The organism is Corynebacterium sp. HMSC077D03 (assembly GCF_001808545.1).
Lineage (GTDB): Bacteria > Actinomycetota > Actinomycetes > Mycobacteriales > Mycobacteriaceae > Corynebacterium > Corynebacterium simulans.
In genome coordinates, this window is the sequence record NZ_KV793704.1 from 49,939 (window position 1) to 75,204 (window position 25,266).

25 protein-coding genes and 2 CRISPR repeat arrays are annotated in these 25,266 nt (G+C 60.7%); of the genes, 18 read left to right on the forward strand and 7 right to left on the reverse strand.

Annotated features, from left to right (window positions below):
- Position 1: 1 nt before the first annotated feature.
- A CRISPR array of direct repeats spans positions 2–153; the repeat unit is 29 nt; unit sequence GTCCGCCCCGCGTAAGCGGGGATGAGCCC.
- 138 nt (positions 154–291) lie between these two features.
- Positions 292–723 (forward strand): hypothetical protein, encoded by a 432-nt coding sequence (locus tag HMPREF2888_RS10265; protein ID WP_070518741.1) that lies wholly within the window; start codon positions 292–294, stop codon positions 721–723.
- 61 nt (positions 724–784) lie between these two features.
- Positions 785–1,057: direct repeats of the CRISPR family, unit length 29 nt; unit sequence CGTCCGCCCCGCGTAAGCGGGGATGAGCC.
- 744 nt (positions 1,058–1,801) lie between these two features.
- Here HMPREF2888_RS10265 and HMPREF2888_RS10275 read toward each other — a convergent pair.
- Complete coding sequence (locus HMPREF2888_RS10275) at positions 1,802–3,067, reverse strand: carboxylesterase family protein (RefSeq protein WP_070518743.1); 1,266 nt, start codon at positions 3,065–3,067, stop codon at positions 1,802–1,804.
- 33 nt (positions 3,068–3,100) lie between these two features.
- On the opposite strand from HMPREF2888_RS10275, the gene HMPREF2888_RS12790 reads away from it, so the two are divergent.
- Together HMPREF2888_RS12790 and HMPREF2888_RS12905 are read left to right on the forward strand one after the other, a co-directional pair.
- On the forward strand, positions 3,101–3,298 hold the full coding sequence (locus HMPREF2888_RS12790; RefSeq protein WP_070433034.1) for a hypothetical protein: 198 nt from the start codon (positions 3,101–3,103) through the stop codon (positions 3,296–3,298).
- An 11-nt stretch (positions 3,299–3,309) separates the two neighbouring features.
- Entirely contained in the window at positions 3,310–3,471 is a 162-nt protein-coding gene (locus HMPREF2888_RS12905) for a hypothetical protein (RefSeq protein WP_168163265.1), read from the forward strand.
- Here HMPREF2888_RS12905 and malQ read toward each other — a convergent pair.
- Entirely contained in the window at positions 3,468–5,561 is a 2,094-nt protein-coding gene (gene malQ / locus HMPREF2888_RS10285) for a 4-alpha-glucanotransferase (RefSeq protein ID WP_070518755.1), read from the reverse strand. The genes HMPREF2888_RS12905 and malQ overlap by 4 nt on opposite strands.
- A gap of 97 nt (positions 5,562–5,658) precedes the next feature.
- Between malQ and HMPREF2888_RS10290 the strand changes: the two genes are divergently transcribed.
- Positions 5,659–7,494, forward strand: a complete 1,836-nt coding sequence (locus tag HMPREF2888_RS10290; RefSeq protein WP_070518744.1) for an AMP-dependent synthetase/ligase — start codon at positions 5,659–5,661, stop codon at positions 7,492–7,494.
- Between the two features lie 163 nt (positions 7,495–7,657).
- Entirely contained in the window at positions 7,658–8,344 is a 687-nt protein-coding gene (locus HMPREF2888_RS10295) for a hypothetical protein (RefSeq protein ID WP_061925799.1), read from the forward strand.
- 85 nt (positions 8,345–8,429) lie between these two features.
- Here HMPREF2888_RS10295 and HMPREF2888_RS10300 read toward each other — a convergent pair whose 3' ends face one another.
- The 3 genes from HMPREF2888_RS10300 to HMPREF2888_RS10310 form a co-directional block, all read right to left on the reverse strand.
- Positions 8,430–9,269, reverse strand: coding sequence for a PDDEXK family nuclease (locus HMPREF2888_RS10300; RefSeq protein WP_070518745.1), 840 nt, complete (start codon positions 9,267–9,269; stop codon positions 8,430–8,432).
- Positions 9,270–9,420: 151 nt separating this feature from the next.
- A complete protein-coding gene (locus HMPREF2888_RS10305; protein ID WP_062037930.1) occupies positions 9,421–10,464 on the reverse strand; it encodes a CNNM domain-containing protein in 1,044 nt (347 codons plus the stop codon).
- Positions 10,464–11,843 (reverse strand): hemolysin family protein, encoded by a 1,380-nt coding sequence (locus tag HMPREF2888_RS10310; RefSeq protein ID WP_070518746.1) that lies wholly within the window; start codon positions 11,841–11,843, stop codon positions 10,464–10,466. The genes HMPREF2888_RS10305 and HMPREF2888_RS10310 overlap by 1 nt, the downstream gene beginning before the upstream one ends.
- A gap of 153 nt (positions 11,844–11,996) precedes the next feature.
- Between HMPREF2888_RS10310 and hemW the strand changes: the two genes are divergently transcribed.
- From hemW to HMPREF2888_RS10365, 11 genes are all read left to right on the forward strand, one after another.
- Complete coding sequence (gene hemW / locus HMPREF2888_RS10315) at positions 11,997–13,130, forward strand: radical SAM family heme chaperone HemW (RefSeq protein ID WP_070518747.1); 1,134 nt, start codon at positions 11,997–11,999, stop codon at positions 13,128–13,130.
- A gap of 32 nt (positions 13,131–13,162) precedes the next feature.
- Positions 13,163–14,191 carry a heat-inducible transcriptional repressor HrcA gene (gene hrcA / locus HMPREF2888_RS10320; RefSeq protein ID WP_062043673.1) on the forward strand — a complete coding sequence of 343 codons (1,029 nt, stop codon included), beginning with the start codon at positions 13,163–13,165 and terminating at the stop codon, positions 14,189–14,191.
- A gap of 56 nt (positions 14,192–14,247) precedes the next feature.
- Positions 14,248–15,396, forward strand: coding sequence for a molecular chaperone DnaJ (gene dnaJ, locus HMPREF2888_RS10325; protein ID WP_062037942.1), 1,149 nt, complete (start codon positions 14,248–14,250; stop codon positions 15,394–15,396).
- The gene (locus tag HMPREF2888_RS10330) at positions 15,396–16,118 is read left to right on the forward strand and encodes a 16S rRNA (uracil(1498)-N(3))-methyltransferase (protein WP_070518748.1); all 723 of its coding nucleotides are present in this window, start codon (positions 15,396–15,398) and stop codon (positions 16,116–16,118) included. The genes dnaJ and HMPREF2888_RS10330 overlap by 1 nt, the downstream gene beginning before the upstream one ends.
- Positions 16,119–16,127: 9 nt before the next feature.
- Positions 16,128–17,120, forward strand: a complete 993-nt coding sequence (locus HMPREF2888_RS10335) for a PhoH family protein (protein WP_070518749.1) — start codon at positions 16,128–16,130, stop codon at positions 17,118–17,120.
- Positions 17,121–17,723 carry an rRNA maturation RNase YbeY gene (gene ybeY / locus HMPREF2888_RS10340; RefSeq protein ID WP_070518750.1) on the forward strand — a complete coding sequence of 201 codons (603 nt, stop codon included), beginning with the start codon at positions 17,121–17,123 and terminating at the stop codon, positions 17,721–17,723.
- Positions 17,724–17,773: 50 nt separating this feature from the next.
- Positions 17,774–18,622, forward strand: coding sequence for a pyridoxal kinase PdxY (gene pdxY, locus HMPREF2888_RS10345; RefSeq protein WP_061923993.1), 849 nt, complete (start codon positions 17,774–17,776; stop codon positions 18,620–18,622).
- A gap of 183 nt (positions 18,623–18,805) precedes the next feature.
- The gene (locus tag HMPREF2888_RS10350) at positions 18,806–19,699 is read left to right on the forward strand and encodes an endonuclease domain-containing protein (RefSeq protein WP_061923990.1); all 894 of its coding nucleotides are present in this window, start codon (positions 18,806–18,808) and stop codon (positions 19,697–19,699) included.
- 188 nt (positions 19,700–19,887) lie between these two features.
- Positions 19,888–20,877: a GTPase Era gene (gene era, locus HMPREF2888_RS10355; RefSeq protein ID WP_061923987.1), complete on the forward strand. Its 990-nt coding sequence runs from the start codon at positions 19,888–19,890 to the stop codon at positions 20,875–20,877.
- Between the two features lie 24 nt (positions 20,878–20,901).
- Entirely contained in the window at positions 20,902–21,621 is a 720-nt protein-coding gene (gene recO, locus HMPREF2888_RS10360) for a DNA repair protein RecO (RefSeq protein WP_061923984.1), read from the forward strand.
- Between the two features lie 10 nt (positions 21,622–21,631).
- Positions 21,632–22,384, forward strand: coding sequence for an isoprenyl transferase (locus HMPREF2888_RS10365; RefSeq protein ID WP_082778635.1), 753 nt, complete (start codon positions 21,632–21,634; stop codon positions 22,382–22,384).
- 27 nt (positions 22,385–22,411) lie between these two features.
- Here the strand turns inward: HMPREF2888_RS10365 and HMPREF2888_RS10370 are convergent, their stop codons facing one another.
- Positions 22,412–22,828: a Fur family transcriptional regulator gene (locus HMPREF2888_RS10370; protein WP_061923981.1), complete on the reverse strand. Its 417-nt coding sequence runs from the start codon at positions 22,826–22,828 to the stop codon at positions 22,412–22,414.
- Positions 22,829–22,861: 33 nt separating this feature from the next.
- Positions 22,862–23,164 carry an ArsR/SmtB family transcription factor gene (locus HMPREF2888_RS10375; protein ID WP_061923978.1) on the reverse strand — a complete coding sequence of 101 codons (303 nt, stop codon included), beginning with the start codon at positions 23,162–23,164 and terminating at the stop codon, positions 22,862–22,864.
- A 180-nt stretch (positions 23,165–23,344) separates the two neighbouring features.
- On the opposite strand from HMPREF2888_RS10375, the gene HMPREF2888_RS10380 reads away from it, so the two are divergent.
- Both HMPREF2888_RS10380 and HMPREF2888_RS10385 read left to right on the forward strand, forming a co-directional pair.
- On the forward strand, positions 23,345–24,724 hold the full coding sequence (locus HMPREF2888_RS10380) for a glycine--tRNA ligase (protein ID WP_061923975.1): 1,380 nt from the start codon (positions 23,345–23,347) through the stop codon (positions 24,722–24,724).
- Positions 24,725–24,749: 25 nt separating this feature from the next.
- Entirely contained in the window at positions 24,750–25,265 is a 516-nt protein-coding gene (locus HMPREF2888_RS10385) for a hypothetical protein (RefSeq protein ID WP_070518751.1), read from the forward strand.
- Position 25,266 lies beyond the last annotated feature (1 nt).

Below are 25,266 nucleotides of genomic sequence, written 5' to 3' on the forward strand. Positions count from 1 at the left end.
TGTCCGCCCCGCGTAAGCGGGGATGAGCCCGGCGCTACTCCAGGCCGTAGTTCCCACCATGAGTCCGCCCCGCGTAAGCGGGGATGAGCCCGACGAGCCTCAGCAGCAACATCCGCCGAAGCCGTCCGCCCCGCGTAAGCGGGGATGAGCCCTTCAAGAGCTAAAAAATCAGCGAACCATGGCAGTACGACGAGCTAAAACAGCAGGCGTACCGATGGGCACCATATCAAAGGCGCTTGGAATTTCACCGACCATGGCGACACTCATCTACAAGAATGAAAGGTAACCAGAATGCGTAAAATTTTCTCTCTCACTCTCATAGCAGCAGCGTGCTCGCTGGCGGCGTGTGGTTCGTCTCCCGAGACAAATCAAGCCATGCATGAGACAAAAACTACTCATGAGAAGCCGTCCAAGGTTGATCCTGGCGAATTTGAGACCGCTATCCAAGTACTCAACTATCTTCAAACCCAAAACGTCATCTGCAACGACACTGGCAGCACCGAGCAAGGACTCACCTGTAGCACTTCAAGCGTTGCCTATATCGTAAACGGCGGGCAGGACAAGACCACGGTTAAAGCCATGGTTGATGGGGCCTCAACGGTAGAGAACACCGCTGTTATCTATGGCGATAATTGGTATATCACCTGCACTGGAATCACAGCCCCAAGCGCGTGCCTGTCTGCCGGTTCAGGCCTTGTTGGGTACGAGAAATCAGGATTCTAAAACACGTAATCATTCCGCGACGGTTGCAACCGTCGCGGGGGACTGACCGCCCCCAAAAATCAGTCCGCCCCGCGTAAGCGGGGATGAGCCCAAGTGCGCATACACATCCAGCGTCATCGACGCGTCCGCCCCGCGTAAGCGGGGATGAGCCCCAGCGCGTTCAATATCCTGTTCGAAAAAGCCGTCCGCCCCGCGTAAGCGGGGATGAGCCCGCAGTGATGGTCACGTTGTACTTGGTGGAAGCGTCCGCCCCGCGTAAGCGGGGATGAGCCTAGGTCAGGTGTTTTATCCGGCGGGTACTCCGCGTCCGCCCCGCGTAAGCGGGGAAGAGCGCTTCCATTCTGCTGTGGAAGATACAGAAAAAGTCTGACCCGTGAAACGTGGGGATAAGACTTTACTGTTAAGAGATACCCGTTTGCCTCGAACAAGTGCGACTGGGGTTAAATGTGCGGGTAGGGGGTAGCTGTCCCTATCTTTTTAAATACGGAGGGTTTCAGCCCAATTCGCTGTGGTGTGCCTACGAAGCTTCCCGTTTGCCCCACAGTTTTCCGTGGATTCGGAAGAGGGTTTTCTGCGGAACGTAGTTTTCAAAATCGGACCACACGGTCCCTACATCCTCATCACAAGATGCAAGCAAACCCCATTTATGCTTTTTCGTAGAGGAAGCGGATGACCTGGACGTACTCGAGTCTGTTGGAAGAAATACAACATGGCGCTGGTGTGAAACCCTATACAGCGTCGAAGCGCCGTTGGTTACCTTCGCATACATTGATGACGTCCATGTTGCTACTGGGCCATTGGAAGATCATGGCTCTAGATCTTGAATTGAGTCACCGAGAGCTGTTCGAGGCGGGGTTGTGGGGATTAGCCGTCGGATGCTCAGAGTGGTTTTAGTAAATGCATTTATCTGCCTTGGAAGTTTGCGCTGTCTCAACTTGTAACCGCCAGGGGAAGAAACTTCTGCTGCGACCTTTTGTTCATTACGGCAGCGCTACTTGGCCTCCGTAGCTGTGTAAATAGGCAATGTCCCCAAGCACTGCCGGCGCTGCGGCAACAATCAAATGATTAGTAGGAAAGTTTAGCCGGAAAAAACAGCTCCGACGTAATCCAAGCTGCCATGGGCTACGCGCTCGTCCCCACTATCAAGGTTGTATTCCCAGATAGCGTGGTCAGGGCGGTACTCGGGGAACCCCGTGTGTCCAGTGCGCACAAAGTTGTGGAGCCACGAGTTGAGCGTGCGCGCAGACTCGCCGTCGCGGACGCCGAAGATGAAGCGTAGTTCTTCGCAGTGCAAAGCAGGACGACCACTGCGGGTGAACTCGATCATCCAGGTCGGCCCAGGGGCATCGTCGGCTGATTGAGCCACCCAGCGGCGAATGTTAGCATCACCAATCATGCGTCCCAAGGGACGTTTTTTGTCGATGTAGCTTGCAATCTGGCGCCACGGACCAAACGAGTTGGGTGGGAAACCAAATTTAGGTGCTATCTGGCGTAACGCAATGCCGCGTAGTGGGCTGGAGTCGATTTTCTGTGCAACAGGAATGCCATAGAACTCGTCGCGGGTCGAGCTAACCACTAGGGGAATGTCGACCATCTCAGCGGCATCGAAAGGTGCCGGGCCCAACGCCATACCAAGATTGTGTTTTTTGCGGAATTTGGAATAGCCGTCCGCCAGTTTGTCTTGCGGCAGCGCTGCCAAGGATTCTCTTGTGACAGGAACACCGAGTGCGCGGCGCAGGCTGGCCTTCCGTTTTTCATTGGACTCAAGAGGGAACGCGGGCGACAGCGCGACAACGCGGCGGAAAGCGCCACGGTAGTGGTCGCGGCGCATCAGCCACAACGCGGTGGTGGCGCCGGCTGATTGGCCAATGAGCGTGACGTTAGTGGGGTCGCCGCCGAAGGACTCGATGTTGCGCTGGATCCATTCGAGCGCCAGCTGGCAATCATCGATGCCGCGGAAGCGGAAGGCCTCGTCGTCGCGGAAGCTCGCAAAGCCTGGCAGCCCCACTCGGTAGCCCACCTGCACCTGCACGATTCCGGCCTGCGCGTTGGCGGTGCCTTCGGCGCGTGGATCCTCGTGGGTGCCATGCTCGTAGCGCCCGCCGTGGATGTAGACCAACACTGGGGCATCCGTGGTCTCGGCAGGCGCGGTGATAGTCAGCGCAACCGCCTCCGGACGCGGAACACGTGCGTCCTGGTCGCGAGGTGCCTGAAGCGGCCGCGCATCGGCGAAGTCGCTGGGGATCTCCGAATAGTCCACGGAGTGGAAGTAATTGACCGTATCTATGGTGTATCCGGTGATCGTGCCTGCCGGGCAAGTGACGTGAACTGGCGTGTTAGTCATACGGGCTAGAGTACTCGGCTAAAATCCCGCTTTATGGAATGGTGGACAAATTTGACCGGTGCTCTATCGCAGGCGATGGTGCAGGCGCCGGTATGGCTGCAAATGCCGGTGCTCATCGCGGTGGCGGTGCCGCTGCTTGCGCTCGCAGCCTGGGCATTGATGTTCGCCATCGACTTTACGGCCCGCCACCTGAAGGGGCCGAAGAAGACTTCCACTTCCGCCACCCGCTAAGCTTGGAAACCATGTCAACGCCCGAAGATCCGCGCGAAGGCCTCTGGGATCCCGAACGCAATCAAACTCCTGCGCCCCGCAAGCGCGCCCTGCCAAAGTCACGCGTCAGCCTGGCGCTGTGGACGATGATCGCGCTCGTCGTTGTGGTGGCAATCATCGGCCTGTTTATTTAATCGCTGCGGCGGGCGCTAGCGCGTGCCATTTTCTGGAAGAACTCGTTGCTTTCCAAGTCCTCAATGAGCACGGGCGTACCCGTGGAATCACACAACGGCACGCACCAGTTGGGGTAGAGATCCTTCGTGGTGCCGGGCTGATTCTGCGCGCGAACGTCGCCCACCATGTCCACCAGGCTCGTACTTGTTAGCGCCGAAGGCGTGCCGGCGATGTAGCGGTGCAAAGCCAAGACAACCTCTTCCTCTGGTTCGCGCCGCGGCAGCAGCCCGGTGCGCTCCACCTCATCCAGAAGCCGCGCCTGCCACTTGCGGTCATCTGCTACTTCCTCGGCCACGGAGCGGGTGAGCACGCCCAGCCGTGCACGCAGCGCGATATGCTCGCCGCGCAGATAAGCCAGGGTCGGCGGAAGATCATGCGTGCCCACGGAAGCAAGCGCCAAGCGGCGATAAGCGTGCTGCGGCAAAGGCGACTCGTTATCCTCGGCGCGCTCGAACCACACGATGGAAGTTCCCAGCACCCCGGTCTCTGCCAGCACATGCTGAATCCACGGCTCGAGAGTGCCCAAGTCCTCGCCCACGAGCACCGCTCCAGCCCGCTGGGCCTCCAGCGCGAGAATGCCGAGCATGGCCTCGTGGTCGTAATAGACATAGGTGCCGTTCTGCGGCGACGTCATGCGCGGAATCCAAAACAGGCGGAACAACCCTAAGATGTGGTCCACTCGCACGCCTCCCGAGTGGCGCAGGATGGTCTGCAACATCTCTCGCCACGGCCTATAGCCCGACTCCGCCAGGCGCACCGGGTGCCACGGTGGCTGGGACCAGTCCTGGCCCTGCTGGTTGTAATCATCAGGCGGGGCACCCACGGAACTCTGCGGCGCGAGGTATTCGGCGAGGTTCACCGCGTCCGCGCCACCCGGGTGCACGCCTACGGCTAGGTCGGTGACCAGCCCGATGCGCATGCCCGCCTCCTTGGCGCGACGCTGCGCGTCAGCCAACTGCTCATCGCACAAGAACTGCAGCCAGGCATAAAAACGCGCGAGTTCTCCGGCCTCTTCCTCCACCGCATGACGCTGGCCCGTGCGCAGCGAAAGCTCTTGCTCGGCACACCAGCGCGCGAAGTCCTGTAGGCCTTTGCCCTCTGCCTGCTGGAATTCCAAGAACTTATTTTGGCGCTCAGCAGAAAATTCCAGGTTATAAAGCTCTTTTAATACTTGGAGTTTGGCTTCATAGATGCAATCGCGCTCAATTTCAGCGGCACTGCGGTTGCGCTCGCGGAACTCGGCGGCGAGCTCGTGGACGTCGTCAAGCAGCTCCGGGGAAAGCTGCTGCAGCTCCGGAATGGACTCGATGTTGAGGTAGAGCGGATTGATAAAACGCCGCGTGGTGGGAAGATACGGCGAATCCTCTACAGGTGGCACCGGCTCGGCGGCATGCAGGGGATTAATCAGCAGAAAATCGGCGAAAGGCGCCACCGTTTGCGCCAGGCGCCCCAAATCCTGGAAGTCGCCGATGCCCCAGGAATTTTCCGAGCGCACCGAATACAGCTGCGCCATCACGCCTGCGGCAGGGCGCTCTAGGTACGGGTCAGCGGTGTTAAGACGTGCCGGGGTGATGATCAGTGGGCATGAATGCGCGCCTATGCCCGGCGAGGACATTTGGATTTCGTGAAAGCCCAGCGGCAGATCCCCCGGAATGTGGAAGGTGGCCTCGCCCCAGTGGGTACCGGCGACGTCGGCAGGCGGGACATTGTTTTCGTCCTGATAGACCTGGCGGAGCTGCCCATCTTCGAGCTCTACCTGGATATCCACCGGCTGGCCCGCATGCACGTGCACGAGGAATTGCTTCTCGACGCCCTCTTTGGCCACCACGCACGGCGGCAACGGGCGCGATGCCCGCTCTAAGTAGTCCTCGTAGAGCAGGTGCGTCAGGCGCTCCTCGCTCGCGCGGTCTTCCACCGCCACGCCCAATGCGCGCAGGGTATAGGCGATTGTTTCATCCGTTACATAAATAGGGTAGCCGGATTGGGAGGAGTACTTAGCGGCAACGCCATGGCGCTGGGCGAGTTCTTCAAGCAGTTCACGCGTAGTCACAGGCCACATTCTGCCACGGCTTTAGGTCACACGTCGGGGTATCGGTTGATAGAGTGGGCTGGAATTATATAGATGTGCGAAAGGATATCCAGTGACTATGCAAGAAGCGCACACTCCTGCAAAGTTTGAAATCGAAGACGGTGAAACCTGTCTAACCCGCATGATGGCCACGGCGAAGGCGCGCCCACACGGCGTGATGTTTACTCGCCCGGCCAGCTATGAGTGGGTCAACGTCACTGCCAAGCAGTTCGTCGAAGAGGTCTACGCAGTTGCAAAGGGCCTTATCGCCGCCGGCGTGGAGCAGGGCGATCGCGTGGTCTTGCTGTCGAACACCCGCTACGAGTGGTCGCTTCTGGATTTCGCAATCTGGGCTGCCGGTGCGGCTTCGGTGCCTATCTACCCATCCTCCTCGCTGTCCCAGGTGCAGTGGATCGTGGAGGACTCCGGCGCGGTGCTGGCGATTACTGAATCGCGCGAGCACTCCGAGCTGGTGGCGCACCTGAAGCTGCAGGATGACGGCAAGCCGGCGCTGAAGAATTCGCCTTCGCAGCTGCGCCGCATCCTGGAGATCAACTCCTCGGCCATCGACACATTGATGTTTGAGGGCCGCGAGCTTTCCGACGACGTCGTTGACGCCCGCATCGCTGCCACCAAGACCGACGATCTCGCGTCTTTGGTCTATACCTCCGGTACCACCGGCCGCCCGAAGGGCTGCATCCTGACCCACCGTAACTGGCTGGCGGAGACCTTGGGCCTGCTGACCAACCCGATTGGCGGCATCGCCGTGCCGGGCAACCACGTGTTGACCTTCCTGCCGCTGGCCCACGTGCTGGCACGTGCAGTATCCCTGGCCGTTGCCATGAGCGGTGCTTCGCAGAATCACTGGTCTGACTTCAGCACCATCACCATCGAGTTCCAGCGTTCCCGCCCGAACCTGATTCTGGGCGTGCCGCGCGTCTTCGAAAAGGTGCGCAACGGTGCGGCTTCCAAGGCCAAGGAAGGCGGCCCGATCAAGGCGGGTATCTTCCGCGAGGCTGAAAAGGTGGCCATCGAGTACTCGCGTGCGTTGGACACCGCGGAGGGGCCAGACCGCGTGCTGCGTGCAAAGCACAAGCTCTTTGACCGACTAGTGTACTCCACCATTCGTGAAGCGATGGGCGGCGAAGTGAAGTACTGTATCACCGGTGGTTCGGCGATGAGCCATGACCTGCTGCACTGGTTCCGCGGCATCGGTGTGACCGTCTACGAAGGCTACGGGCTTACCGAGGTTGCGGCAGCTGCAGCCGTGGACTTTGAGAATCAGAAGATCGGTACCGTTGGCCCGCCACTGGAGGGCACCACCATCCGTGTCAACGAAGACGGCGAAATCATGATCAAGGGCGACATCGTCTTCAAGGGCTACTGGAATAATCCAGAGGCCACCGCGGATGCTCTGGAAGATGGCTGGTACAACACCGGCGACTTGGGCGAAATTATGGATTCCGGCCACGTTGTCATTACCGGCCGTAAGAAGGACCTCATCGTTACCGCAGGCGGCAAGAACGTCTCCCCAGGGCCGATGGAGGACATGCTGCGTGCGCACCCGCTTATTTCCCAGGCGATGGTCGTGGGCGACGGCAAGCCATTCATCGGTGTGCTGCTGACCCTGGAGGAGGACCAGCTCAAGCGATGGAAGGCTGACCACAATATCCCGGCCAACCGTTCCATGCGCGAGGTGGCTACCGACGCCACGCTGCGTGCGGAAATCCAGGACGCTATCAACCAGGTCAACACCACTGTCTCCCATGCGGAGGCTATTAAGAAGTTCTACATTCTGGAATCTGACCTGACTGAGGAGGACAACGAGCTGACCCCAACGATGAAGGTCAAGCGCTATGTTGTGGCACAGCGCTACGCTAACGCGATTGACCACATCTACTCGAAGAAGCAGTAGGCATTTAGGGCCGGCGGGTGCTTCGCCGGCTCCCCGCAATTTTCAAGTCTGTGAGTTTGTTCGGAGTGTCGCGCAGATCGTTCACAGGATCTGGAATAAAGTCAGCACTCGTTACAGAGAAGTCTCAACCTCAACTAGAGGTTAGTTTGCGGAAAGGACCGGCATGCACAAAATCGCCGCCGAGCTACGTCACCGCGAGCTGACTCAGGAGATTTACAACATCGGCGACGAAGTTGTCGAGTATATCGAGCACCTCATCGAGGCAATTGAGGATTGGGACGATGAACTCGCACTGGACTGCCTGGCGGAACTCGGCGACATCGTCGAGGATGCCCGCATCGATTCCGGACGCTGCGTAGGCGAGCTGATTGGCCTGCGCCACGCGCTGGTCTCAGGGGTGCGCTCGGGCACTATCTCCGCCGCCGCATCTGGCAACAACGATATCGCCGAGCCAGAGCAGCTCACCGCGCGCAGCCTGGATGCCGCCTTTGCGATTGATTCCCCGACCATTGTGGTCTCCGAGCTCGCTGCCACGCTGCGCGGCCGCACTGGGGCGGTGGCGGATTACCTGCGCGAGCTGGTGGATTATGTGCTCGGCCAAACCGACGCCGTGGCCCGCAACCTGGACATGATTTCCCTGCCGCATCTGTACAAGCGTGCCGGTCAATCCGCGCTCATCGCGGTGCAGGCTTGGCGCCATACCGTCGTCGAAGCCCACCCAGCCTACGTGCGAACGATGCGTGGTCACAACCCGCCGCCGTTCTTAGAAGAGCGTGCTCGGGTTAACGCTGTGGTGGCCCGCGTGCGTGCCAAGCGCGAAGCTGCGCGACAGGCCGCGACTACCGCTTAAGAGCCAATAAATAGACTTCCTTGTTGCCAACACACAAGGAGACACCAACACCGCCGATTCCCTCGTTCGGCGGTGTTTGTCTTTTCTAGCTCGCCTTAACCGCGTGCGCCTGCGCCACCATGTGCAGCGTCCTCCGGCAGGTATCTGGATCTTTGGCTAATTGCTCGGGCGTAAATTGAACTACTCGGTATCCCAAGGAGCGCAGGTATGCCGTGCGGCTCGAGCGCCGGGATAGGACCGCTTGCGGGCCAATCTCGACGATGATGGCCTCTTCGATGAGCAATGCCTCGATGCCAGGCGCCACGCGTTGCCGCGGCTTGGCATCTAAGCCCAGCTCCACAGCCAGTGCGCGCACGAGTGACTCGAAAGGCGAGCGCGATAGGGAGCTGGCGCAGGCAATTGCTTTGCGGGCTGCTGCGGCATTATGCACGCGCCCTAAGCCATCGACCTCGGCTTGCAGCTGGGCAGGGCTAATACCCATGTTTAACGCCGAGTCTGCGGCGATGAGGCCGTGGCGGAAGCCGTGGTAACGCGCGACGTCGGCAACCGCGCGGGCAATGCTAACCACGCGCGCACCGTCGATGGTTTCTACGTCCCCGACCATGGTCTTGCGGTAGCAGCGTCCCGGCGCATGGCGGTTATGGCGGGGCAGGCTGCCGCAGGGAAGCGCTAGCTCGACCGGGTCGTCGGGGCAAGGGAGCAGCCAAAGGTCATGAAGGAGTGCAGCGGACTTGCTAATCAGTACCGCGGTATAAGAGCTGCGGGCTATGGCTATGCATTCGAGGCGCTGGCGTTCGACGGCGGAAAGCGCTAAGTATTTCTCGCGGTCTACGGCCATGCGCGGTGCTAGCTGCAAAAGTGTGCCGGATTTAAGGTCATTGGATGTGGCGGGTTTGGCTGGGTGGATGGTCTCAAGAGTGGTCATGGCACTAGCTTCGCCCGCCGCGGGTGTGTAGCTCTAGAGGCAATTTTGAAAGCTGTGGATAACTTGTTGGTGGCGTCAACAACTGGCTGTGAAATTTTGTTGCTGAACCCCCAGCCCTAGAAAACCAGCCCTGGGTTTCCAGGGCTGGGCGCTAGTTAGCCAAGTCCAACTGCTCCGTAATCTGCGGCCACAGCTGGCCCATGATGTCATCCCACGTCAGAATCCACATCGCTTTATCCTTGTCCGCCTTGCCTACGGCCACGAGCTGCTCGTTGCGAGCGCGCATGTGGTCCAAGGTCTTCTGGACAGTCAGCGAGGAGGAAACCGTCAGCGCGGGGCGGGAGAACTCGAGCACTGGCGTGTCCGGTTCGGCGAGGAGCGTATCGCGCACGTGCACGATACGCGGCACGCGGGAATCCTTCGGGAAGACCAGCACGCGCATGATGGACTTGCGGGTGACCAAGTCATGGAGTTCAGCCACCGTAGCGTCGGGAGACAGCGGGACGACCTGGGAGCCGTGCTCGCGAGCCAGCGCGCCAACGGTAGAGGCCTCCAACTCAATTACGCCGGTGATCTGGTTCGCCGAATCATCGTCCAGAGTGCCCGTCTCGCGGGAATGCTCCACCAAGTGGCGCAGGGTATCCGCGTCGTAGCCGGCGGCACCGGCCCTGTCGACGGGCTCCTCGCCAGTCCAGCGCACCATCGCATTCGCCATGTGGTTAATCCACTTCAGCAGCGGGCGGAAGAGCCAGATGAAGCCGCGGGCAGGAACCGCGATGAGCTGCAGCGCGGTCTCCGGGTGGGTAATCGCCCAAGACTTCGGCGCCATCTCGCCGATGACCAGGTGCAGGAAGGTCACGATGAACAGCGCCAAAATAAACGAGACCACGTCGGCCACGCCCAGCGGCAGGCCGAGTGCCTCCAGCGGGGTCATGAGCAGGTGGTGGACCCACGGCTTGGTCACTGCACCCAGTACGAAGGTCGCCGCCGTAATACCCAGCTGTGCGCCGGCGAGCATGATGGTCAGCTCGTTCAAAGAGCGCAGGCCCGAGCGCGAGGCGCGGGAGGTCTCAGCGGTTTCTTCCAAACGGTTGCGGCGCGCGCCCATCATCGAAAACTCGATGATGACGAAGAAAGCCGAGGCGGCGATGATAACAAGCGTGATGAGGAGGTTAAACCACCAAGTATCAGTCATTAGTTCTCCTCCTCCGTTTGATCGGCGTATTCCTCAATGAGCTCCAGTGCCAAGGTCGACGGCACGTGGCGGTCAATCTCCTCGACGCGCATGTGCAGCTTTCGCACTGGGGCGTCGTCGCGCTCTACCCAGTCATCCGGCTCCGCCTCGAGCTCAATCGTGTACTCCTCGCCCTCCTCAGGCAGCGCGCCGGAGTGGGAAATCAGCAGGCCGGCCACGGTCTCGAAGTCGCCTTCTGGCAGATCGTGGCCGATGGCGCGCTCGATTTCGTCAATCGGTGTATCGCCATCGACGAGCCAGTGGGACTCATCCTGCTCGGTGATTTCCTCGGTCTCTTCGATGTCGTGCTCGTCGCTGACATCGCCCAGGATCTCCTCGGCTAGGTCTTCCATGGTCACGATGCCGACGAAGCCGCCGTATTCGTCGATGACGCAGGCCAGCTTGTCGTCGGCGTCGCGCAACTCGGTCACGACGTCGGGAAGCGGCATGAGCTCTGGCACCACAACGGCGGGCTGCATGATCTCGGTGGCCGCGGTGGCGTCGGGAAGCTTCGTTCCCAGCACGTCGAACAAGTGCACCACACCGATGGGATTGTGCTCATCGTCGATGATGGGGTAGCGCGTGTGATCCGTGGACATCATCTCGCGAACCTCGCCGATAGTGGTCTGCGGATCGATGACGTCGACGCGGGAACGCGGAATCATCGCGTGCTCGACGTCGTGTTCCGGGAAGTCCAACAGGCGGTCCAACACGAGGTAGGTTGCCTCGTCGATGTCGCCGGCCTCGTGGGAGGCATCCACGATGGACTCGAGATCATCGGTGGTGGCGGAAGAGTCCACGTCTTCTACAGGCTCGATGCCGAAGACCTTAAGGATCGCATTCGAGGCATACTCAAAGAAGTGAATAAGCCAGCCGAAAATGCGCAGGTACCACATGGTGGAGGTGGACAAGAACAACGCCGTCTTCATCGGAGCTGCGATGGTGTAGTTTTTGGGGAATAGCTCCGCAAAGAGCATCGTGGCGATGGTGGAGATGAAAAGTGCTGCCACCGTGCCAATGGTGATGGAAACGCCGGCGGGAATGCCCACGCCGCCCAGCAGCTCACCCAAGCCGCGGCCCACCAGGGGTTCGGCCACATAGCCAATCAACAGGCCTGTGATGGTGATGCCCAGCTGGGCACCGGAGAGCATGAAGGAGGTGCGCTGGGTAATTTTCAGGGCACGCTCAGCTGTCTTATTGCCCTCGGAAGCCATGGAGCGCAGTTGTGCGCGGTCCACCGACATGAAAGAAAATTCTTGCGCAACGAAGTACGCGTTCGCGACGATAATCAGGCCAATGACCAGAAATCCCGCCAAAATCATAAGGATTGCTTGCACCATGGCCTACCCCGCCTGCCATTCGGTGAGGCGGGGACATCGACTCGGAGGTTCCACTGAAGCTGCCTTTCTATTTATGGGAAACTGCAGAATAGATTACATCCTTCAACGTACCGGTGGGTTATTTAGTTCCTGGCCCAAGCTAGCCTAGAGGGCATGTCTCAAGACTTTGGCCTCTATATCCACGTTCCCTTTTGCTCTTCGCGGTGCGGGTATTGCGATTTCAATACCTATACCCCAGGTGAGCTGGGTGGCGATCTGACCGCCGCATACCTGGACGCTCTCGAGTGCGAGCTGGGCATGGCGGCGCAGCAGGTGGGAAGGCCGGCGCAGACCGTATTCATTGGCGGCGGCACGCCTTCGATGTTGGGCGCCGAGGGCCTTAGCCGCATTCTGGCCCGTGTGAAAGAGACTTTTGGTTTGGCCCCAGGGGCGGAGGTGACCACGGAATCGAATCCGGAGTCGACGGACCCGCGCTATTTCGAGCAGCTGCGCGAGGCGGGGTTTACGCGCATTTCGCTGGGCATGCAGTCGGCGTCGGATAGCGTGCTGCGAGTGCTTGAGCGTGCGCATACCCCGGGCCGGGCTTTCGACGCCGCGCGTGAGGCCCGCGCCGCAGGTTTCGAGCACGTAAATCTGGACATGATCTATGGCACGCCCACTGAGACTGACGACGACGTGCGGCTTACCCTTGACCGCGTCCTCGAAACGGGAGTCGACCACGTCAGCGCGTATTCGCTCATCGTGGAAGACGGCACCCGGATGGCGCGCAAGGTGAAAAAGGGAATCTTGCCTGCACCCGACGAGGACGTGCTGGCGAGGCGCTATGAGGCCGTCTCTGCGACGCTCGAAGCGGAAGGCTTCGAGTGGTACGAGGTCTCCAACTGGGCCAAGCCCGGCGGCGAGTGCGAGCACAACCGCATCTACTGGGTCGACGGCAACTGGTGGGGCGCGGGCCCTGGCGCGCACTCGCATTTGAACGACGAGCGCTTTTATAACGTGAAGCTGCCGCGCCGCTACATCGAGATGCTAGGCCGCGGCGAGTTGCCGGTGAAGGAACGCGAGGTTTTAACCGAGGTCGAGCGGCACACCGAAAAGATCATGCTCGGTTTGCGCTTGCGCGAGGGCATTCCGGCCAACTGGCTGGCTCCGGGTGCGGAGCCGGTCATCGCGGACTACATCTCCCGTGGGTTGCTGCAGCGCGCCGGCGACCGGCTGTGCTTGACCAAGCCGGGGCGCCTTTTGACAGACGGCATCATCACCGACTTGTTGGTTGCCGAGGAAGCTTAAAGGCCACGGCGAAGGTAGGTAACATAGGGCGCATGTCCAATTCCACTGATGCTCGCCGCCGCGAGGTATTGCGCGCCATTGTGGCGGACTATATTGCCTCCCAGGAACCCGTGGGGTCCAAGACCCTGCTGGAGCGCTATCAGCTGGGCGTTTCCTCCGCCACCATCCGCAACGATATGGCGGTGTTGGAATCGGAGGGCCTGATTGCTCACGAGCACACCAGCTCCGGGCGCGTGCCCACGCAGAAGGGTTACCGCCAGTTCGTCGATTCGCTGCACGACGTAAAGCCTTTGTCTGCGCCGGAGCGCCGTGCCATGCTGACCTTCTTGGAAGGCGGCGTCGACTTGGAGGACGTCCTGCGCCGCAGCGTGCAGCTGCTTGCTCAGGTGACCAAGCAGGCGGCGGTGGTGCAGATGCCCAACCTCAAGGTTTCGCGCGTGAAGCACTGCGAGGTCGTGGCGCTTTCGCCAGTGCGCCTGTTGTTGGTGCTCATCACGGATAACGGGCGCGTCGATCAGCGCAACGTCGAGCTGGACAGCATCATCGACCCACTGCAGACCGCACGCTTACGCGACGTCCTCAACAACGCCTTGGAGGGCAAGACGCTAACCGACGCCTCGGTGGAACTTGCCAGCCTCGTCGAAACCTCCCCGCTGGACATCCGCCCGCACGTGCTCAATGCCGCCACGACTCTCATCGAGACGTTGGTGGAGCGCCCCTCCGACCGCCTGATCATGGCTGGTACCTCTAATCTCACGCGTATCGCGCGAGACTTCCCAGAAGGGCTGCCCTCGCTCATCGAGGCTCTCGAAGAGCAGGTCGTGGTGTTGAAGCTTTTGGCTCGCGTGCCGGATTTGGGCAACGTCTCCGTCGTCATCGGTGAGGAGAATGAGGAGGACAAGCTGCGGCAGGCATCCGTCGTCGCCACTGCGTACGGCGCCGGCAATGAAACGTTGGGCGGCCTTGGCGTTGTAGGCCCGACCTATATGGATTATTCGGGAACAATCTCGAAGGTTGGCGCTGTTGCACGCTATGTAAGCGAAGTTCTGGCCGGCGAGTAAGCTGGCACGGAAAACTTTTCCCAGTGACTCTAATTTTAGATAAGGACTTTCATTAAGTGGCTCGTGACTATTACGGCATCCTTGGTGTAGAAAAATCCGCAACCGACGCCGAAATTAAGAAGGCCTACCGCAAGCTCGCCCGCAAGTATCACCCGGACGTTAACCCGGGCGATGAAGAGGCGGCGGAGAAGTTCCGCGAGGCCTCCCTCGCGCAAGAGGTGCTCCTGGATCCGCAGAAGCGCCAAATCGTTGACATGGGCGGCGACCCAATGGAAGAGCGCGGCGCTGCTGGCGGCGGCTTCGGCGGTGGTTTCGGTGGCGGCGGCCTAGGCGACATCTTCGCTGAGTTCTTCGGCGGTGGAGCAGGTGGCTCCCGCGGCCCGCGTTCGCGCGTGCAGCCGGGCAACGACGCCCTGCTGCGCACCACCATTAGCCTAGAAGAGGCCTATTCCGGCCTGAAGAAGCAGGTCACCGTCGATACCGCTGTGCTCTGTGACCGCTGCGAGGGCACGGGTTCTGCCTCCAAGTCCAAGCCAGTTACCTGTGATGGTTGTGGCGGCATGGGCGAGGTTCAGGAGATGCAGCGCAGCTTCCTGGGCAACGTTATGACCTCCCGCCCGTGCCCGAAGTGCCAGGGCTTCGGTGAAGTCATTACTGATCCTTGTAACCACTGTGGTGGCGATGGCCGCGTGAAGAAGCGCCGCGATCTCACCGTAAATATCCCGGCCGGCATTGGTGATGGCATGCGCATCCGCATGGCTTCCCAGGGCGAGGTCGGCCACGGCGGCGGCCCGGCGGGCGATCTTTATGTGGAGGTTTCCACCAAGCCGCACGCCGTCTTTGAGCGCAACGCCGACGACCTACACCTGACCGTGCGCGTGCCGATGGTCGATGCCGCACTTGGCACCAACTTCACCATCGATCAGCTAGATGGCGAGGAGCTCAACATCGACATCGAGCCAGGCACCCAGCCGGGCGAGTCCATCAAGGTCGAGGGCAAGGGCATGCCGCGTCTGCGCACCGACGGCTTTGGCAACCTCTTCGCGCACGTCGACGTCGTGGTGCCGAAGGAGCTGGACAAGAAGACCCGCGAGCTGCTCGAGAAGGTCCGCGATTCCCGCGACGAGGGCGCCCGCGTCCGCGAGACCGGCGACGGCCAAGAGGAGTCCTTCTTCTCCCGTATCCGAGATAGGTTCCGCCGTTAATGTCTCTTCCCGTCTTTATCCATCCTGATCTCTCGCTGGCTAGCGTTGGCGAGCCGGTGGGGCTCGAAGGTCCCGAGGGCCGCCACGCGGTGACGGTCAAGCGCCTTAGCGTAGGGGAGCGGCTCAAACTCATCGACGGCACGGGCACCGCCGCCCTGGCCACCATCCAGTCCGTTTCGGGCAAGGATCATTTGGCCGCGCTTGTCGACGCAGTGACTTTTGCGCCCGAGCCCAACCCCCGCGTTGTGGTGGTTCAGGCCATTCCGAAGTCGGAGCGCTCGGAGCTCGCGGTGGACCTTGCCACCCAGGCAGGCGCCGATGAGATCATCGCTTGGCAGGCAGATCGCTGCGTGGCCAAGTGGGATGGAAAGAAGGCGCCGAAGGCGCTCGCGAAGTGGGAGGCGGCAGCGACTGCTGCTGCGAAGCAGTCCCGCCGCGATCGCGTCCCGCAGGTTACTGGCCCCCTGACCACCCCGCAGCTGGCCCAGCTGATTTCCGGGCAGACCGCCTACGTGCTGCACGAGGAAGCCACCGACTCTATTCGGGATGTTCCGCTGGAGGGCACCATTTATCTCCTTGTCGGACCCGAAGGCGGAATCGGTGCCGAGGAGCTGGAGCGCCTGCAAGCCCATCCGGTTAAGTTGGGGCCGGAGGTGTTACGCACGGCGTCGGCAGCCATGGTGGCCCTTGCCGCAATCGGCGTGCGCACCGCACGCTGGTAGCCTGTTGGGGTGCCTATTATCACCAAGAAGTTTGAGCTTGACTCCGTCTACGTCGCGACCGTACTCGGCAACGCTGACGATAACCTGCGGGTGCTCAACAACCTACTGGACGCAGACTTCTTCGCGCGCGGAACCACGGTCACAGTAACCGGACCTGACTATGAGGTGGCCCGCGCCGCGAAGGTGCTCGACGAGCTCGAGGCGATTGCCCGCCGCGGCCATCACGTCAGCACCGATACCGTGAAACACACCGTGGACATGATTGCGGTGGAAGCGCCGCAATCGGTCTCCGCGGCGATGGCGGCGGACATCGTGCGCCGCCGTGGCAAGTCCGTGCGCCCAAAGACGGTGGGCCAATCCGAGTACGTCCAGGCCATTGATGACAACACCGTGGTCTTCGGCATCGGCCCCGCAGGCTCTGGCAAGACCTACCTGGCGGTGGCCAAAGCCGTGCAGGCCCTGCAGGCCAAGCAGGTCTCGCGCATCATCTTGACCCGCCCGGCAGTTGAGGCCGGTGAGAAGCTGGGCTTTCTGCCCGGCACGCTAAATGACAAGATCGACCCGTACCTGCGCCCGCTTTACGACGCTCTGCGCGACATGATGGATCCAGAGATGATCCCGAAGCTCATGGAAGCCGGCATCATTGAGGTCGCCCCGCTGGCATACATGCGTGGCCGCACGCTCAACGACGCCTTCGTCATCCTCGACGAGGCCCAAAACACCACGCCGGCGCAGATGAAGATGTTTTTGACCCGCCTGGGCTTTGGATCGAAGATCGTGGTCACCGGCGATGTCTCGCAGGTGGACTTGCCGCGTGGCCAGGTCTCTGGCCTGCGCTTGGTGCGCCGCATCTTGGACGGCGTGCAGGATATTCACTTTGCGGACCTGGGCTCGAGCGACGTCGTCAGGCACCAGCTGGTCAGCCGTATCGTGAATGCTTATGATGCTGCTGAAGCCGCAGAAGCCTCGGTAGCCGCAGCACAAGCGGATAAGGAGAACTAAATGTCCATCGAATTCATCAATGAGTCCGGTTTCGACGGCGTCAACGAGGAGATGCTCATCGACGTCGCCTCTTATGCCTTCGGCGCCATGGACATCAACCCGGATGCCGAGTGCACGATCACCGCAGTGGACTTGGATACCATCGCGGACCTGCACGTGCGTTGGATGGACCTCGAGGGGCCAACCGATGTTATGAGCTTCCCGATGGATGAAATCACCCCAGGCGCACTGGGCGCGCGTCCCGACGCCCCCGAGATGGGACCGTCCATGCTGGGCGATATCGTGTTGTGCCCGGAGTTCGCGCTGCGCCAGGCCGATGCCGCCGGCCACTCTCTGGGCCACGAGCTTGCGCTGTTGACGGTGCATGGCTGCCTGCACCTTTTGGGCTATGACCACGCCACCCCGGCAGAGGAAAAGGAAATGTTCAGCCTGCAGAACGAGCTGCTGGCGGACTGGTACGACAACCTCGCCGCCCGCGGGGTGAGCTACCAGCCCAAGCCCTCGGGCCCCAAGGCCTTCCCCGACGCGGCTGAGCGCGCCAACCTGGATAAGCAGGTGCCGGGCGGTGGAATCCCGGCGGTGGGCGAGCCACAGGAAAATTAATTTCCCCGTTTCGTTGGTGACGTGTTGCGTTACGTTGCACAATAGACGGCATGAATATTCTGTCGATCCAGTCTCACGTCACCTTCGGCCACGTTGGCAACTCCGCCGCAGTATTCCCGCTCCAGCGCGCGGGCCACGAGGTATGGCCGGTGCACACGGTGAACTTCTCCAACCACACCGGCTACGGTGATTGGGGCGGGCCGATGCTTCCGGCATCGGATGTCACCAGCATTATCGACGGCATCGAGAAGCGCGGCGCCTTTGAGAAGATCGACGCAATCCTCTCTGGCTACCAGGGCGGGCCAGACATCGCGGGCGCAATTATCGATGCCGTTAACCGCATCAAGGCCGTCAACCCCAAGGCTTTGTACGCGTGCGACCCAGTCATGGGCAACGCGAAGTCGGGCTGCTTTGTCTCAGATGAGATTCCGCCGCTGCTGCGCGATAAGGTCGTGCCGGTGGCTGACATCATCACCCCGAACCAGTTTGAATTGGGCTACTTGACTGGCCACGAGGTTGGCACCTTGGAACAGACCCTGGAGGCGGTGAAGGCGGCGCAGGAGATTGGTCCGAAGACCGTGCTGGTCACCTCGGTAAAGCGCCCGGAGACCCCTGAGGACACTATCGAGATGCTCGCCGTGGACGGTGACCGCGCCTACATCGTTGCCACCCCGCACCTGCCGTTCAAGCGCAACGGCTCCGGCGACGTGACTGCCGCGCTGTTTACCGGCCACTACGTCGAAACCCACGATGCGAAGCTCGCGCTCAAGCGCACCGCGTCTTCGGTGTACGACTTGCTACACAACACTTATGAGGCAGACTCGCAGGAGCTGCAGCTCATTGAGTCCCAGGACGTGTTTGCGAATCCGCAGCTGCAGTTCCAGGTCGAGGAGCTTTAGCGCACCCGCCCCACGCCTTTGGACAAATACCCAGACCTGGAAATACAGCTTTCTGGTGGATTGCGGGGCGTCGGCAAGCGCGGCGAAAAGCGAACAGGAGGTCTGGGTGCCCAGCCCTGGGAATTTGACCATCTTGGCCGCAGTTGCCGCGCGCCAGCACCTACCGCCGGTTAAAAGTAAGGCATGGACAACGCATTACTTTTTGACACAATCGACGCCCACCTTATTGACCTTCGCCAACTATCCAACGAAGACCCGCGCTGGCTGCAGCTGCACCACGGCAAAATCGTGCGCGCGGCCTGGTGCTTCGCGCTGCCGAAGCAATTCTGGAACCGGCTCAAACCCTGGGAACGCGACATAGCGCGGGTGTATATCCACGCACGGACCGTGCATAAAGCCGTGTTGATCGGAAAGCCCGCCGCTCTGATACACGGCGTTCCCACCATTAGTCGCCCCACCGAATACCCAGCAGTGCTGCCCTCGGGCTCGGTGCCGCAGAAATCCAAGGGGCATTTCTTCGCTTATAAAGCCGCCCGCCTGCACGGGCAAACCACTACGGTCCACGGCATTAAGCTCACCTCGCTGGAGCGTACCGCGATTGACATGGCCCGCCTGCACGGCTTCGAAGAAGGGCTGGTCGCCGCGGATTATGTGCGTGCACAGGTGGGCCGCCGTCGCATGCAGGATACGTTGGGCGCGCTGGGCCGCGTCAAGGGCGTGGCGACGGCGCGCGCCGTGGTGGCCGCGGCCGTGGTTGATTCTGAGTCGCCGTGGGAGTCCTACGCCCGCGCGTTGTTGCTGCGTGCGGGCATAAACGTGCGCCCGCAGTACATAGTGGGCAAGTACCGCGCTGACTTGGCAATTGACGGCTGGTTGCTCATTGAAATTGACGGCGATGTCAAATACCAAGACAGGCCTGTGGAGGCGATTCGCGCGGAGCACCGCCGCCAGAAGGAGCTGCTCAACATGGGTTATGTGGTCCTGCGCTTTAGCCCTGAGGAGTTGCGCGCCCGGCCGGAGGAGTTTGTCGCGACGGTGCGCCGAATGTTGGCGATGGGCCCGAGGCGCGCGGCATAGATACCCAGCCCTGGAAACCCAGAGGTCCTGTTCGCGTTTCGCCACGCGTGCCGACGTCGCGCAATCCACCAGAAAGCTGCATTTCCAGCCCTGGGTATTTGCGAGACGAGAACGCCGGTGAAGAGGCCCACGGGCAGCCTCAAACGCGTATGTACTACTGTGACGCGGCTGGGCTATGATGACTAGCAATGAGTACCGATTTTGACGCCGCCTTTGAGAACCTTCCCGCCGATGGGGAGGCGCTGGACTATACAGAATTCACCGACACGCCACAGGGCTTCCGCTCTGGCTTCGTGTCCTTCGTAGGCCGCCCAAACACGGGCAAGTCGACTCTCACCAACGCGCTGGTGGGGCAGAAGATCGCCATCACCGCGAACCAGCCCGAGACCACCCGCCACCCCATCCGTGGCTTGGTACACCGCGAAGACGCCCAAGTTATCGTCGTGGATACGCCGGGCCTGCACCGCCCGCGCACGCTGCTGGGCGAGCGTCTCAATGAGGTAGTCAAGGACACTTATGCCGATGTGGATGTCATCGGCCTGACCATCCCTGCCGATGAAAAGATTGGCCCGGGTGACCGCTGGATTCTGGAAAACGTCCGCAAGGTAGCGCCGAAGACCCCAATCATCGGAATCGTGACCAAGCTGGATAAGGCCAGCAAGGATCAGGTCGGCGCGCAGCTTTTGGCGCTGCATGAGTTACTCACCCAGGAGGATCCGCAAGCGGTAGTCATTCCGGTCTCCTCCAAGGAGGGCGTTCAGCTTGATGAGCTCGTGCAGGTCATCGTGGACCAGCTGCCAGAAGGCCCGAAGTTCTACCCCGATGATCACATCACCGACGAAGAGCAGGAAAAGCGCATCGCCGAGCTCATCCGCGAGGCCGCACTGTCTGGTTTGAAAGACGAGCTGCCGCACAGCGTGGCCGTCGAGGTTGATGAGATGCTGCCCGATGAAACTCGCCCCGACGTCATGAACGTCCACGCGGTGCTTTACCTGGAGCGCCCAGGCCAAAAGCGCATCATCGAGGGCAAGGACGGCCGCCGCTTTACCCGCATCGTGGGCACCGCCCGCAAGGAGATCATCCAGCTGCTGGGCCAGAACGTCTACCTTGACCTGCGCATCAAGGTGCTCAAGAACTGGCAGTCTGACCCGAAGATGCTGGGCCGTCTCGGCTTCTAAAACCCAAGGCTTAAAAATCTAGGTATGCCAAGGGAGAATTTTCGCGACCGCGCCTTGGTCATCCGCAGCTATGACTTCGGCGAGGCCGACCGCGTTATCGTGCTGCTTACCCGCAGCCATGGCTTGGTGCGCGCGGTTGCCAAGGGCGTACGCAGGGCGAAGTCGCGTTTTGGTTCGCGCCTCCAGCCCTTTGTAAACCTGGATGTGCAGCTGTATCCAGGTCGGAATCTATACACGATTTCGCAGGCCGACACCGTGGACTTTTTTGGCGCCGCCATTATCGGTGACTATGAGCGCTATACTGCCGCCTGCGCCGCACTTGAATCTGCCGAGCGCCTGGCCTTCGCAGATTCTGACCAAGACCCGTTCCTTTATAATGCGCTGGTCGCCACGTTACAGCGCCTGCAGCACGACGATCCGCTCCTGACGCTGGACCAATTCCTACTTCAGGCAATGGCGCACGCCGGCTGGGCGCCGGGGCTTTTCGATTGCGCGCAGTGCCAGAAGCCCGGCCCGCATCATGCTTTCCACCCGGCCGTTGGCGGCGCGATGTGCCACGAGTGCCGCCCGCCAGGCGCCGCCGAGGTGGACCCGGAGACGTTGCATCACATGTGGTTGCTTGCGCATGGACACCCCACGAGCCCTACCTTTGAGCAGCGCGGGGAGGCGCATCAACTCATCCGCGCGCATCTGCAGTGGCATTTGGAACGCAAGGTTACCGCGTTAGGGGTCATGGACCAGTAAGATAAGGCGCGTGATTACGCCAGATCCGAACCGAGTTTTAAACCCGCCTGCCATCCCTCAGGAGTTTCTGCCCCAGCACATTGCGCTGGTCATGGACGGAAACGGCCGTTGGGCCGAGGAGCGTGGCATGAAGCGCACCGAGGGGCACCGCCGTGGTGAGGCAGTGCTTCTCGACGTCGTCGATGCCTGCCTTTCCATGAACATCCCGTACCTTTCGGCTTATGCCTTTTCCACGGAAAATTGGCGCCGCAGCCCCGAAGAAGTGCGCTTTTTGATGGCGTTTAACCGCGATGTGCTGCGTCGCCAGCGCGAGTGGCTTAACGAGAAGGGCGTGCGTGTGGTCTGGGTGGGCCGCCGCCCGCGCCTGTGGCGCTCCGTCATCAAGGAGCTCGAGACCGCACAGGAGCTGACCAAGGACAATACGCGCATGACGCTGGCGATGTGCGTGAACTACGGTGGGCGCGCCGAGCTTGTCGACGGCGTTCGCAAGCTCGCCGATCAGGTGGCCAAGGGTGAGTTGAAGCCGAGCGCGATTAACGAGGCGTCGCTAAGCGCTGCGCTTTATGATCCCACCATGCCGGATGTGGATCTATTCCTGCGCCCGTCGGGGGAGAAGCGCACGTCGAACTTCCTGCTGTGGCAGTCGGCATACGCGGAGATGATCTACCAAGACAAGCTCTTCCCAGATTTCACTCCGGAGGACTTGTACGCCGCGGTAGAAGAATACGCGCGGCGGGATCGTCGTTTCGGCGGTACAAAATAGCTAAAGCTATTTGTTACGTGGTGCTGCCTAGTTCGCGCGGCAATTGGAGCAGATGCCGAAGATTTCGGCATCGTGGCCGGTTAGCTCAAAGTCGTGCTCGGCAGCCACGTTGGATGCCCACTGCTCGATGGGGCCGCCGTCGATTTCCTCGGTGCGGCCGCACTTGGTGCATACCAAGTGATGGTGGTGGTTAGCGGATTCGCAGTGGCGGTAGAGCGTTTCGCCCGAAGGCATGTGAAGCGCGTCCACTGCATCAATATCGGAGAGGGATTGCAGGGTGCGGTAGACCGTGGTCAGGCCTACTTTGTGCTCGCGGTCTTGCAACGCCCGGTGAATGTCTTTTGCCGAGGCGAACTTATCTAGTTCACGCAGAACCTCGACGACAGCGGTGCGCTGCTTGGTGTTGCGAGCCCCAAGCTTAGGGATGCTTTCATGGAGAGCCATGACCGCTAGTTTATCAATTAGTTTCCAATAAAGTTAACGGTTAAACAGTGCTGCAGCCTGCTCCAACAAGGAAAGCACCTCGGGAGAGGCCAGCGAGTAGCGCACCTCGCGGCCTGAACGCTTGGAATCGACGATTCCGGCATCTTTTAGTACGCGCAGGTGTTGGCTGATTAGCGGCTGGGATTTGCCGGTGGCGGCCACCAGCTCGTGAACGTAGTGATCGTGGCGGTTAAGGGCCAATATCAGGGTGATGCGCAGGGGTGAATCTAAAGCGCCAATGATGCGGGTAGCGGCGTCGATGTCGAGTGTGTGAAGCGCCGTGGAGGGCTGCGTCATGCAGATCACCTTCAATCCAATTTCTGTTAATCGCTTGAAACAGTACGATACCCCACATCTTGCACAGTGTTGTATAAAATACAAAATTTATTTTCACCCCTCCGCCCACGCGTGGAAGGAGGCAGGATAGACTAGGAACATTGTTCACGGCTGTCCCTTAACAGAGGAGTCTTTTTAACCATGGCAAGCGTCATCGATACCGTTGTAAGCCTGTGCAAGCGCCGCGGATTGGTCTACCAGGCAGGTGAGATCTATGGCGGTTCGCGCTCTGCGTGGGACTACGGCCCCCTCGGTGTGGAACTAAAGGAAAACATCAAGCGCCAGTGGTGGCGCCACATGGTCCAGTCCCGCGAGGACGTCGTGGGTGTTGATACCTCCGTCATTCAGCCGCGTCAGGTCTGGGTTTCCTCCGGCCACGTCGAGGTCTTCACCGATCCACTGGTGGAGTCCCGCCACACCGGTAAGCGTTACCGTGCTGACCACCTGCTCGAGGCATACGAGGAAAAGCACGGCCACGAGCCTGCAAACGGCCTGGCAGACATCAACGATCCTGAGACCGGTCAGCCGGGTGACTGGACCGAGCCGAAGGCATTCTCCGGCCTGCTCAAGACCTACCTCGGACCGGTTGATGATGAGCAGGGCCTGCACTACCTGCGCCCAGAGACTGCACAGGGCATCTTCGTTAACTTCAAGAACGTCATGACTTCCGCTCGCATGAAGCCGCCTTTCGGCATCGCGAACATCGGTAAGTCCTTCCGTAACGAGATCACCCCGGGCAACTTCATCTTCCGCACCCGCGAGTTCGAGCAGATGGAGATGGAGTTCTTCGTCAAGCCGGGCGAGGACGAGCAGTGGCACCAGTACTGGATTGATGACCGCTACAACTGGTACGTGGACCTTGGCATCAAGGAAGAGAATCTGCGCCTGTACGAGCACCCGAAGGAGAAGCTGTCCCACTACTCCAAGCGCACTGTCGACGTCGAGTATGCATTCGGCTTCACCGGCTCCAAGTGGGGCGAGCTCGAGGGCGTTGCTAACCGCACCGACTATGACCTTTCCGTTCACGCGAAGGGCTCCGGCGAGGACCTGTCCTACTACGACCAGACCACCGAGGAGCGCTGGGTTCCTTACGTCATCGAGCCGGCAGCCGGCCTGGGCCGTTCCATGATGGCCTTCTTGGTCGATGCTTATGATGAGGAAGAGGTGCCAAACGCCAAGGGCGGCACCGATAAGCGCGTGGTCCTGCGCCTGGACCGCCGCCTTTCCCCGGTCAAGGTTGCAGTTCTGCCGTTGTCCAAGAAGGAAGAACTGTCCACCCCGGCCCGCGAGCTGGCTGCCAAGCTGCGCCAACACTGGAACGTTGACTTTGACCTCTCCGGTGCCATCGGCCGCCGCTACCGTCGTCAGGATGAAATCGGCACGCCTTTCTGCGTGACCTACGATTTCGATTCCCTGGAAGACGGCGCAGTTACCGTCCGCGAGCGCGACACCATGGAGCAAGAGCGCGTCAAGCTCGACGAGCTCGAGGCATACCTGGCCGCCCGCCTCATCGGCTGCTAAAGGCCAAGTAAAGAAGAAAGTAGCGATGCAATACACCAGCTGGGACCGCACTGACAGCCAAAAGCCTGTCCTGCTGAAGGAGGATGGGCCCCTGGCCTTCGGCGTCTTTTCTGCAGATCAGGCAGAAATTGACGGCGAGGTTTGGCAGCTAGCGGCGGACCCGAAAGAAGGCGCCACGGCCCGCGTGGATAGCCGCGTCTATACGCTGCAGGGCCCGCTGGGCCGCGCCAAGCGCCTAGAGGCGGATGCTGCTGGCCGCGAGTTTTCCTTTATCAACGAAAACGGCGGCGATTGGATTATTGAAGACGCCGCCGGCTACAAGGTAGCGCAGTTTTCGACAAAGAATTCGGGCGTGCGCAAGGCCATCTTGGAGTTCGACGCGGAGCCCGAGGCCGCCGCGCTAAACGACGCCGAGATCATCGCCTTGAGCTGGTTTACCCGTCTCATTCTGGAGGCCAAGACCCGCGGCATGGCGGTACCCGTCATTGCCACGCTGGGGCTTGCCTCCTTGGTGGCGCTGCTTTCCCTTTTCGTGTTCTAGG

Bases quoted from the DNA above. Each gene is read 5' to 3' on its own strand.
- HMPREF2888_RS10305 (WP_062037930.1), bottom strand. From the start codon at position 10,464: ATGACTGATACTTGGTGGTTTAACCTCCTCATCACGCTTGTTATCATC.
- HMPREF2888_RS10370 (WP_061923981.1), bottom strand. From the start codon at position 22,828: ATGGCTCTCCATGAAAGCATCCCTAAGCTTGGGGCTCGCAACACCAAG.
- HMPREF2888_RS10310 (WP_070518746.1), bottom strand. From the start codon at position 11,843: ATGGTGCAAGCAATCCTTATGATTTTGGCGGGATTTCTGGTCATTGGC.
- HMPREF2888_RS10385 (WP_070518751.1), top strand. From the start codon at position 24,750: ATGCAATACACCAGCTGGGACCGCACTGACAGCCAAAAGCCTGTCCTG.
- era (WP_061923987.1), top strand. From the start codon at position 19,888: ATGAGTACCGATTTTGACGCCGCCTTTGAGAACCTTCCCGCCGATGGG.
- HMPREF2888_RS10350 (WP_061923990.1), top strand. From the start codon at position 18,806: ATGGACAACGCATTACTTTTTGACACAATCGACGCCCACCTTATTGAC.
- recO (WP_061923984.1), top strand. From the start codon at position 20,902: ATGCCAAGGGAGAATTTTCGCGACCGCGCCTTGGTCATCCGCAGCTAT.
- HMPREF2888_RS10380 (WP_061923975.1), top strand. From the start codon at position 23,345: ATGGCAAGCGTCATCGATACCGTTGTAAGCCTGTGCAAGCGCCGCGGA.
- hrcA (WP_062043673.1), top strand. From the start codon at position 13,163: ATGTCCAATTCCACTGATGCTCGCCGCCGCGAGGTATTGCGCGCCATT.
- HMPREF2888_RS10300 (WP_070518745.1), bottom strand. From the start codon at position 9,269: ATGACCACTCTTGAGACCATCCACCCAGCCAAACCCGCCACATCCAAT.
- HMPREF2888_RS10375 (WP_061923978.1), bottom strand. From the start codon at position 23,164: ATGACGCAGCCCTCCACGGCGCTTCACACACTCGACATCGACGCCGCT.
- HMPREF2888_RS10265 (WP_070518741.1), top strand. From the start codon at position 292: ATGCGTAAAATTTTCTCTCTCACTCTCATAGCAGCAGCGTGCTCGCTG.
- pdxY (WP_061923993.1), top strand. From the start codon at position 17,774: ATGAATATTCTGTCGATCCAGTCTCACGTCACCTTCGGCCACGTTGGC.
- HMPREF2888_RS12790 (WP_070433034.1), top strand. From the start codon at position 3,101: ATGGAATGGTGGACAAATTTGACCGGTGCTCTATCGCAGGCGATGGTG.
- HMPREF2888_RS10295 (WP_061925799.1), top strand. From the start codon at position 7,658: ATGCACAAAATCGCCGCCGAGCTACGTCACCGCGAGCTGACTCAGGAG.
- HMPREF2888_RS12905 (WP_168163265.1), top strand. From the start codon at position 3,310: ATGTCAACGCCCGAAGATCCGCGCGAAGGCCTCTGGGATCCCGAACGC.
- HMPREF2888_RS10330 (WP_070518748.1), top strand. From the start codon at position 15,396: ATGTCTCTTCCCGTCTTTATCCATCCTGATCTCTCGCTGGCTAGCGTT.
- ybeY (WP_070518750.1), top strand. From the start codon at position 17,121: ATGTCCATCGAATTCATCAATGAGTCCGGTTTCGACGGCGTCAACGAG.
- hemW (WP_070518747.1), top strand. From the start codon at position 11,997: ATGTCTCAAGACTTTGGCCTCTATATCCACGTTCCCTTTTGCTCTTCG.
- HMPREF2888_RS10275 (WP_070518743.1), bottom strand. From the start codon at position 3,067: ATGACTAACACGCCAGTTCACGTCACTTGCCCGGCAGGCACGATCACC.
- HMPREF2888_RS10290 (WP_070518744.1), top strand. From the start codon at position 5,659: ATGCAAGAAGCGCACACTCCTGCAAAGTTTGAAATCGAAGACGGTGAA.